The sequence below is a fragment of the Mesorhizobium sp. M5C.F.Ca.IN.020.29.1.1 genome (genome assembly GCF_003997375.1).
Classification (GTDB): Bacteria; Pseudomonadota; Alphaproteobacteria; order Rhizobiales; family Rhizobiaceae; genus Mesorhizobium; species Mesorhizobium wenxiniae.
This window is the reverse complement of the sequence record NZ_RZSW01000248.1, coordinates 1-8,620: the sequence shown is the minus strand read 5'-3', so window position 1 is coordinate 8,620 and position 8,620 is coordinate 1. Positions and strand designations below refer to the sequence as shown.

Here is an 8,620-nt window from a genome sequence, read left to right as displayed (position 1 = left end):
GCCAAGGGGGAGGGTTACATGGCGCTCAAGGTAATCGGCGCGGGATTTGGACGCACGGGCACATGGTCGACCTTTGCCGCGCTGAACAGGCTCGGCTTTCCCTGCTATCACATGCAGGAAGTGATCCTCAAGCTGAAGCGATTGCCCTGAGGTAAAATCCACCAGCGCTGGACACAGCCGCTGCTCAACTCATGGAACCAGTTGCAGGTGATCGCATAGGCGCTAGTCGGATGACTTCCGCATCCTCGTTGTCGCGACCGGCCGGGGTCAACGTGCCTGTCATCGGAGAAGCAACCGCCCGCCGTGCCTCCTGTGGGCCCCTTCGCCGGCTCCTTGCGCAGTAACGGTTTCTTCGTTGCTTTTGCCGCACAATGGCCGCGATGGGGCAGGCGAAGTCCAAGGGGCATGGCTGACAAGAAGGATCGCAACGGAGAGTTCTGGGAGCTGGCGCTCGAACGCGCGCATCTTGGCGTCTGGGACTGGGATCTCAGGACCGGCGACTGTTTCTACTCGGCAATGTGGTCGCAGATGCTCGGCTATGGCGAGGGCGAGCTTGCCGAGACAAGCGACCTTTGGCTGCAACTGACGCATCCCGACGATCGCGAGCGGGCGGTGGCCAGCGGCGAACGCCACATTGCCGGGCTGACCGATTCCATCGAGACCGAGCTCAGGCTGAAACACAAATCCGGCCACTGGGTATGGGTTCTCGATCGCGGCGGAGTGGTGGAGCGCGACGCGGAAGGCCGGCCGCTCCGGCTGATGGGCGTCCAGACCGACATCACCAAGCAGAAGCAAGCGGAAGCACAGCTTGAGCAGGTCAACGTCCGCTTTCGCCTGGCGTTAGCAGCCAGCGGCACCGGCATCTGGCATCACGATCTCGCCGCACGCAAAAGCTACTGGGACCAGCGCACGCGGGAAATCTTCGGGCTTGTCGCCGAAACCGACGAGGTGTCGCAAGACCTCTGGCACAGCTATCTGCATCCGGATGACAGGGCCGACGCCGAGCGGGCCCACTTGGCGCCGCTGCAAACCCAAAAGGTCGTCGCCGTGCAATACCGCATCATCAAGCGGAACGGCGAAATCAGACATGTCGAATCACTGATACGGCTCATCGCCGACGCCCAGTCGTCGGGCCAGATCCTGGGCACGGTGCGCGACATCACCGAGGCGAAGCAACGCGAGCAGGAACTTGCCCACGCGGCCCACCATGACGCGCTGACCGGCCTTCTGAACCGCGCTGCATTCGACCGGCTGCTGGCCGAGCATATCGCAACGGCGCGCCCGCTCGCGATCTTCTACGTCGATCTCGACTACTTCAAGGCACTGAACGACTTCGCCGGCCACGCCGCCGGCGACCTTGCACTGAAGCGCGTCGCCAAGCGCATTCAGGGCTGTCTGCCGCCGTCGGTGCATGCCGCGCGCCTCGGCGGCGACGAGTTCGCGCTGCTGGTGCCTGATTGCGACGCAGCGCAAGCCGAGCGTCTCGCCGGCGCCGTTCTCGCGGCGGTTCGCGATGCCGACCTCGGCTCGACGGCGGCGTCGCGCAAGCTCGCGGCCAGCATCGGCATCGCCTTTGTCGCCGATGAGAATACCGCGGTGGCCGACGCGCTCGCCTGTGCCGACGACGCCTGCTATGCGGCCAAGGCCGCCGGGCGCAATCGCTTCGCGGTGTTCTCCCCTGAGACAACATCCGGTTCCAGCGGTCTCAATGCGGCGCGGCTAGCGGCCGACACCGTCGATGCCATGGAAGACGGAAGGCTGAAACTGTTCGGCCAGGAAATCCATCGGCTCGGAACACCTTTGCAAGAGAGCCGCCATGTCGAGGTCCTGGCGCGGCTCGCCGGGCGCAACGGGCGGCTGATCCCGCCGGGCGAGTTCATCCCGGCAGCGGAACGGTTCGGCATAGCCTCGCGGCTCGATCGCTGGATCATCAGGACGGCGCTCTCGCTTCATGGTCCGGCGCTGAAGTCAGGGGCGCTCACGCTCGGCTTCAACCTGTCGGCGCAGACCCTGAGCGATCCGCAGCTTTGGGATTTCGTCGACGCCGTCATCGATGAGACCGGGGCGCCGCATGCCGGCATCGGCTTTGAGATCACCGAAACCGCCGCAGTCACCAATTTCACTGCTGCCGAACAGTTCGTCCGCAAGGCGCGCGAGCGACGCTGCCGCGTCAGCCTCGACGATTTCGGGGCGGGCATGAGTTCGTTCGAATATCTCCGGCGCTTTCCCGTCGACGCCATCAAGATCGACGGCTCCTTCATCGAGCATATTGCGGAGAGCCGCTTCGACCGCGAAATCGTCTCGGCCATATCCGGCATCGCCAGAAGCCTCGGCTGCTCCGTGGTGGCGGAGAAGATCGAAGAGCAGGCTTCGCTCGACATCCTCAGGGGTATGGGCGTTGCCTTCGGCCAGGGATTTCTGCTGCACCGGCCGGAGCCGCTGCAAGCGATCGTGGCACGGGCGAGCGCGCAAGCGGCTTTGCCAGCTGGACGGCGAGCATAGCATCCGCTCGCCGGGCGCGAGGCTGCAGGACGGCCAGCGATCCGTCACGCGCGAGATCGGATTCGCGTCAGTCGAAGGTGAGAAAGCCAAAAGCCGCGAGAACATCCAGAATAGTTCCAGCGTCGACACTGCGAGTTGGTCAGGGCTTTCCCGGCGGACGATAGCGGATTGACTTTGCCTTCCCAAGCGCTTGCATCGTCTCTTCGACGCTTAGGAGGACGGTGGTCTCGTATGAGCTGAGCGCCCCGCCCGCACCGATAGCCAGCATGACAGATGCCATCGAAACGTTGTCTGGAGCCTCCCACAGGTTCCAGCCATCGTGCTCTCCGAAGGCATACCAGAACCCGTGCAGCTTTCCGCCCACCGACTCGATGTAGGTGCGGGCTGCCTCGCGTCTATCCTCGGGGTTTTCGATCAGGCGCGCCCAGGTCTCGGGCGTATAGCTGAATTGCGTGAGATACATCGGCATGGTTCGTCTCCTCCCAGAGCTGCCTCCACGAGCACAGTTAGCCCAATCCGGGGAGAACGCGAGTCGTCTCCGCGGCGTAGTACCGCTGGCTTAGTTGCGGGGCCGCTAATGGAGCTGCTTCACTGGCTTTCTTCAGGGAGTAGGGCCAATGGCAGCGTATCTCATTGCTGATGTAGACATAACCGATGCCGCCGTTTTCGAGGAATACCGCCGGGATGTGCCAGCAACCGAAGCGCGCTATGGGGGCCGGTACATCGCTCGTGGCGGAGCCACCAAAGTGCTGGAAGGCGATTGGGATCCTCATCGCCTGGTCATTGTCGAGTTTCCGGACATGGCCTCCCTCATGGGATGGTACGGCTCTCCAGAGTACAGCCGGCTCAAAGCTATCCGTGAACGCTGTGCAAAGACGAGGATCATTGCTCTGGAGGGCGTGATTCCCGTTGGTTGAAGGCCGGGTTTGCTAACCGGATAATCGGCCAGAGAAAGGACATCCGGGCGTCGACAGGTTGACTAAGCGCTGATGGATTAGGCATAGAGGCAACAAGGTCTGAGGGCGGGACGGTGACGCATCGGTCTGCAAAACCGACGTAGTGGGTTCAATTCCCACTCAGACCTCCAGCCAGCCCACTGGCGCTGATTTGTTCCGCTGTAATCGATTGTTTCCCGTTGGGTTTGTCAAGAAACGGGTTCAAACCGTGAACAAAGTCTGGCATGGTGCTCCCATGCCAATCATCTCGCCTGTCCCTCTCAACCCGCTTATCGACGGCCGTCAGTCGGAGCGCGCCATGCTCGTGCGGCGTGGCGTGCAGCGTCTGCTCAAGGAAATGGGCGCGCATGTGCTGCCCGAACTGTCACTGGCGACCGGGCGCCGCGCCGACCTCGTCGCGCTGACCCGGCAGGGCGACATCTGGATCATCGAGATCAAATCCTCGATCGAGGATTTCAGGGTCGACCGTAAATGGCCGGACTACCGGCTGCATTCGGACCGCTTCTTCTTCGCCACACATCCCGGCGTACCCTCGGAGATCTTTCCCGAGGGATGCGGTTTTATCCTTTCCGACGGCTATGGCGCCGAAATCCTGCGCAATGCGCCCGAGCACCGCCTGGCGGCGGCGACACGCAAGGCGCTGATGCTGAGGATCGCGCGGACCGGTGCAGCGCGGCTGCTCGCGGCGGAACTCGCCGGCGTGGCGGTGCCGGCGCTGGAAGGTGAGAGCGAGTAGGGGTTTGAGCGCTTCGGTTAGTCTCACTGGAACGTTTGTGCCTTCCTACCCCTTCGCGCTGCCTGGAAACCGCAGCGGCAGCTTTATTCCATCTCCTCGTCCGCCCCATTCGCAGCCGACGCGACCAGCAGCACGGCGGCACCGAGGATCGCGGCGATAAAGGAGCCGGCGAGGATGCCGACCTTGACCGCGTCCTGCAGCTCGACATTGCTGGCGAAGGCGAGCAGGCCGATGAACAGGCTCATGGTGAAGCCGATGCCGCAGAGCAGCGAAATGCCGATCATGTGCAGCCAGCCGGCATTGACCGGCAGGTCGGCGAAGCCGAGCCGGATGGCAAGCGCGGAAGAACCGAACACGCCGACCAGCTTGCCGGCGACGAGGCCGGCGGCGACTCCCAGCGTCAGCGGCTCGACCAGGGCGGCTGCGCTCAGGCCGGCGAGCGAAACGCCGGCATTGGCGAAGCCAAAGATCGGGATGACGACGAACGGCACTATTCTGTGCAGGCAGTGCTCGAGCCGGTGCAGCGGCGAATGGTCGAGATCATGCCCGATGCCCGGGGAGACTTTCAAAGGTATGGTCATGGCCAGCGCCACGCCGGCGAGCGTGGCATGGACGCCCGATTTCAGCACCAGCACCCACAGGACGACACCGAGCAGGATGTAGGGCACCAGCGTCAGCACCTTCATGCGGTTGAGCACGATCAGCAGAGCAATGACCGCGAAGGCGGCGCCGAGATAGGCGAGCGACAGGCCGGTCGTGTAGAACACCGCGATGATGATGACCGCGCCGAGGTCGTCGATGATGGCGAGCGCGGTGAGGAATACCTTCAGCGACCCCGGCACGCGGCTGCCGAGCAGCGACAGCACGCCGAGCGCAAACGCGATGTCGGTGGCGGTCGGGATCGCCCAGCCGGACAGAGCGGCCGGGTTGTCGCGGTTGATGGCGACATAGACAAGTGCCGGCACCAGCATGCCGCCGGCGGCGGCGATGCCGGGAAGGGCGCGCCGTGGCCAGGTCGAGAGCTGGCCATCCAGCATCTCGCGCTTGATCTCCAGGCCGACCAGCAGGAAGAACACGGCCATCAGGCCGTCATTGATCCAGTGCGATACGCTGAGCGGTCCGAGATAGGCGTGAAGGGCGTCGAAATAGGCTTCGGCCAGCGGCGAATTGGCGACGATCAGGGCCAGTGCCGCGGCTGCCATCAGGACGATGCCGCCTGCCGCCTCGCTGTCGAGGAATTCGCGAAAAATGGAGACCGGCCGTTGCTTCTGGTCCTGCATGTCGTCTCCGTCGCGTCGCCTACCCGCCGGGCAGGGTCAACATCACCCGATGCGATGATGCGCAAACACCAATGGCAGGGGCAAGTCTCTACAGCGCCGCGCAACCTTTGGGGCGCGCAAAGCACGCTGTAGCACTTTGAGTTTGCGCGTGATCCCCAGCGAAAATCGATTCCGCCATTCGCCGACACGAACCTTCGGTTCGGTCAGGCGTCAGCGCGGCGCGCGCTTGGCCAGTATCCGCTGCAGCGTGCGGCGATGCATATTAAGCCGGCGGGCGGTCTCGGAGACGTTGCGGTCGCACATTTCGTAGACGCGCTGGATGTGCTCCCAGCGCACGCGGTCGGCCGACATCGGGTTTTCAGGCGGTGCGGCGCGTTCGCCCGCCGTGCGGGTAAGTGCGGCGAAAATGTCGTCGGCATCGGCCGGCTTCGACAGGTAGTCGATGGCCCCCAGCTTCACCGCCGTCACTGCGGTGGCGATGTTGCCGTAGCCGGTGAGGATAATGGCGCGGGCGTCATCGCGCTTCTCGCGGATGGCGGCAACGACGTCGAGGCCGTTGCCGTCGGCGAGCCGCATGTCGACCACGGCATAGGCGGGCGGGTTGGCGCGCGCCTTGGCCACCGCCTCCTCGACGCTCTCGGCGGTCTCGACTACGAAACCCCTGGTTTCCATGGCGCGGGCAAGGCGCGTGAGGAACGGCTTGTCATCGTCGACGATCAGCAGCGAGGTGTCCTCGCCTTCAACCATTGCGCCAATCGTTTCGTCGCCGTTCATCGTCTTCTAAATTCCTGCTGCCCGATTTTTACGCAGATATAGTTTTGGAGCGCTATTGTCCAATTCAAGCCGTGTCAAACATGGTGGCCGAAGCCGATTCAGGGTTGAGGAAGACGCTGCGCGGCCACGATATCTGCACGACGGCGCCCTCGCCCGGTTCGTTGGAATTGCGGAAATAGAGCGTGGCCCCCGAGCGTTCAAGCAAGGTCTTGGCGATGAAAAGCCCCAGTCCGAGGCCGCCGCCGGCCTCGGTGCCCTGGCGCGTCGACATATAGGGCTCGCCGATGCGGTCGATGATTTCGGGAGGGAAACCCGGTCCGTCGTCGGTGATCGAGAAGGTGACGGCGGCCTCGTTCCAGCTCCAGCGCACGGTGACGCTCTTACGGGCAAAATCGACGGCATTCTCGACCAGATTGCCGAGGCCGTAGATGACGCCGGGATTGCGCCGCCCGACGGGTTCGGGGCCAATGCGCTCGCCAGGGCGAAGCTTGATCGAGATGCCGAAATCGCGGTGCGGGGCAGTCATCTCCTCGACCAGCGAAGTTAGCGGCATGCGAGAGAGATGCGCCTCGCCCTCGGACGACAGGCTGGTCAGGCGCTTGAGGATTTCCCGGCAACGCTCGCTCTGCGAGCGCAGCAGCGTCACGTCCTCGCCGTATTTCGGATCGTTGCGGAGCGCCTTCTCCATCTCCTTGGCGACAAGCGTGATGGTGGCAAGCGGCGTGCCCAGCTCATGCGCGGCGGCGGCGGCAAGGCCGTCCAGTGCCGACAAATGCTGCTCGCGCTGCAGCACCAGCTCGGTGGCGGCAAGCGCGTTGGCGAGCAGCCGGGCTTCCTCGGCCACGCGGAAGGCATAGATCGCGGTGAAGGCGATCGAGGAAAACACCGCCATCCACATGCCGGCGACATAAATGAACGGCATCTCCAGCGGCGCGCCCTCGTACCAGGGCAGCGGCAGATGGAAGAACACCAGCAGGCTCGCCGCCACCATCACCTGCGCGCCGAGGATGGCGGTCAGGCGCAGCGGCAGCGACGTCGCCGAGATGACCACGGGCACGGTGACCAGCACTGAAAACGGATTGGTGAGGCCGCCCGTCAGGTAAAGCAGGCCGGCAAGCTGCAGGCTGTCGATGGTCAGGATGGCGAAAGCCGGCAGCGGGGTCAGCCGATGCGCCGCCGGATAGCGGAAGGTCAGCAACAGGTTCATCCAGGCAGAACAGGCGATCAGCGCGAAGCAGGGACTGACGGGCAGCGGGAACTTCAGCCCATAGGCAACGACGATAACCGCCAGGCTCTGGCCCACGATGGCAAGCCAGCGCAGCCTGATCAGCGTGTTAAGGCGCAGCCGCTGGCTTTGCTGGAAGTCGGGCGCCCGCAGGATGTTTATCATGGCCAAGGATTTATAGCCGGAAAAGGGTAAAGGCTAGGTCCCCCGCGGTTTGGCGCGGCTGGTGGCTGTGGCGAGAAGCGGGTTCTCCGGCCAGACGTGCTTTGGGTAGCGACCACGCATGTCGGCCCGCACATCGGCCCAGGAGCCGCGCCAGAAACCGGGCAGGTCGCGGGTCGTCTGGATCGGCCGGTGCGCCGGCGATAAAAGCTCGAGCGTCAGCGGCACGGTGCCACTGGCGATCGCGGGATGCCGGTCGAGACCGAACAACTCCTGGACGCGGATCGCCAGCACCGGCCATTCGCCATCATAGCGGATCGGAACGCGGCTGCCGGACGGAGCGTCGAAATGGGTCGGCGCCAGTGCCTCGATCCTGCGCTGGAGATCGTGCGGCACCAATGCCATAAGGCCGGCCGAAAGCACGCTCGGATCGATCGCCGCAAAGGACGCCGCGCCGGAGAGATACGGCAGCAGCCAGTCGTCGAGGCTATCGTCGAGCGCGGCGTCGGAAACATCGGGCCAGGGCGGGCCGAGGCCGCGATGCAGCCAGCCGAGCCGTTGACGCAGCGTTTCAGCCTCCTTGCCCCACGGCAAAAGCGACAGCCCGTGTTGGCGCAAGGCGTCGAGGATGGCGCGATCCGCCTCAGTGCCGGCCGGCGGCGGCAGCATACGTTCGGACAGCGTGATGGCGCCGAGGCGAACGGTTTCGCGCACGCGCACCGCGCGCCTGTCGCGGTCGAAGCTGGTTTCACGGCTTGTCTCGATTTTTTGCGCAAGCGTAGCGCGAATGTCGGTCTCATCTATCGCCGCTGCCGCCGTGATGCGGGCGTTCTGCGCCTTGCCCTGCAGATCGGCGACGACGAGCCAGGCCGCGCCCGCCAGCGGGTCGGCGGCGTCGAGCATGGCGCCCGAACCGTTGGCCAGCACGAAACGGCCGCGCTCGCCGCGCGCCTTGGCGACGCGATCCGGCCAGGCATGGATGAGG

Annotated in this window: 8 protein-coding genes, 1 tRNA gene and 1 pseudogene; 5 read left to right on the top strand and 5 right to left on the bottom strand. The window is 64.5% G+C overall.

The features are described from left to right. Positions 1-18: 18 nt before the first annotated feature. Both EOA85_RS37585 and EOA85_RS19735 read left to right on the top strand, forming a co-directional pair. Positions 19-129 (top strand): annotated as a pseudogene (locus EOA85_RS37585) (sulfotransferase); the annotation flags it as partial. Positions 130-405: 276 nt separating this feature from the next. After that, positions 406-2,502 carry an EAL domain-containing protein gene (locus EOA85_RS19735; RefSeq protein ID WP_127210851.1) on the top strand — a complete coding sequence of 699 codons (2,097 nt, stop codon included), beginning with the start codon at positions 406-408 and terminating at the stop codon, positions 2,500-2,502. Positions 2,503-2,641: 139 nt separating this feature from the next. On the opposite strand, the gene EOA85_RS19730 is transcribed toward EOA85_RS19735, so the two are convergent. After that, positions 2,642-2,971, bottom strand: coding sequence for a GYD domain-containing protein (locus EOA85_RS19730; protein WP_127210850.1), 330 nt, complete (start codon positions 2,969-2,971; stop codon positions 2,642-2,644). A gap of 148 nt (positions 2,972-3,119) precedes the next feature. On the opposite strand from EOA85_RS19730, the gene EOA85_RS19725 reads away from it, so the two are divergent. From EOA85_RS19725 to EOA85_RS19715, 3 genes are all read left to right on the top strand, one after another. Then, a complete protein-coding gene (locus tag EOA85_RS19725) occupies positions 3,120-3,419 on the top strand; it encodes a DUF1330 domain-containing protein (protein WP_127210849.1) in 300 nt (99 codons plus the stop codon). 96 nt (positions 3,420-3,515) lie between these two features. Continuing rightward, positions 3,516-3,589: transfer RNA gene (locus EOA85_RS19720), tRNA-Cys, on the top strand. A gap of 104 nt (positions 3,590-3,693) precedes the next feature. After that, positions 3,694-4,194, top strand: coding sequence for an MmcB family DNA repair protein (locus tag EOA85_RS19715; protein WP_127210848.1), 501 nt, complete (start codon positions 3,694-3,696; stop codon positions 4,192-4,194). A gap of 83 nt (positions 4,195-4,277) precedes the next feature. Here EOA85_RS19715 and nhaA read toward each other — a convergent pair whose 3' ends face one another. The 4 genes from nhaA to EOA85_RS19695 all read right to left on the bottom strand — a co-directional run. After that, the gene (nhaA, locus tag EOA85_RS19710) at positions 4,278-5,474 is read right to left on the bottom strand and encodes a Na+/H+ antiporter NhaA (protein ID WP_127210847.1); all 1,197 of its coding nucleotides are present in this window, start codon (positions 5,472-5,474) and stop codon (positions 4,278-4,280) included. Between the two features lie 210 nt (positions 5,475-5,684). Then, entirely contained in the window at positions 5,685-6,248 is a 564-nt protein-coding gene (locus EOA85_RS19705) for an ActR/PrrA/RegA family redox response regulator transcription factor (RefSeq protein ID WP_082982096.1), read from the bottom strand. Between the two features lie 64 nt (positions 6,249-6,312). Continuing rightward, the gene (locus EOA85_RS19700; RefSeq protein ID WP_164759759.1) at positions 6,313-7,638 is read right to left on the bottom strand and encodes an ActS/PrrB/RegB family redox-sensitive histidine kinase; all 1,326 of its coding nucleotides are present in this window, start codon (positions 7,636-7,638) and stop codon (positions 6,313-6,315) included. 33 nt (positions 7,639-7,671) lie between these two features. Further along, positions 7,672-8,620 (bottom strand): ATP-dependent helicase C-terminal domain-containing protein (locus EOA85_RS19695; RefSeq protein WP_281033757.1); only part of this gene is annotated, 949 nt, incomplete at its 5' end.

Coding starts and splice junctions, on each gene's coding strand:
- EOA85_RS19735 (WP_127210851.1), top strand. CDS start 406: ATGGCTGACAAGAAGGATCGCAACGGAGAGTTCTGGGAGCTGGCGCTC.
- EOA85_RS19730 (WP_127210850.1), bottom strand. CDS start 2,971: ATGCCGATGTATCTCACGCAATTCAGCTATACGCCCGAGACCTGGGCG.
- EOA85_RS19725 (WP_127210849.1), top strand. CDS start 3,120: ATGGCAGCGTATCTCATTGCTGATGTAGACATAACCGATGCCGCCGTT.
- EOA85_RS19715 (WP_127210848.1), top strand. CDS start 3,694: ATGCCAATCATCTCGCCTGTCCCTCTCAACCCGCTTATCGACGGCCGT.
- nhaA (WP_127210847.1), bottom strand. CDS start 5,474: ATGCAGGACCAGAAGCAACGGCCGGTCTCCATTTTTCGCGAATTCCTC.
- EOA85_RS19705 (WP_082982096.1), bottom strand. CDS start 6,248: ATGAACGGCGACGAAACGATTGGCGCAATGGTTGAAGGCGAGGACACC.
- EOA85_RS19700 (WP_164759759.1), bottom strand. CDS start 7,638: ATGATAAACATCCTGCGGGCGCCCGACTTCCAGCAAAGCCAGCGGCTG.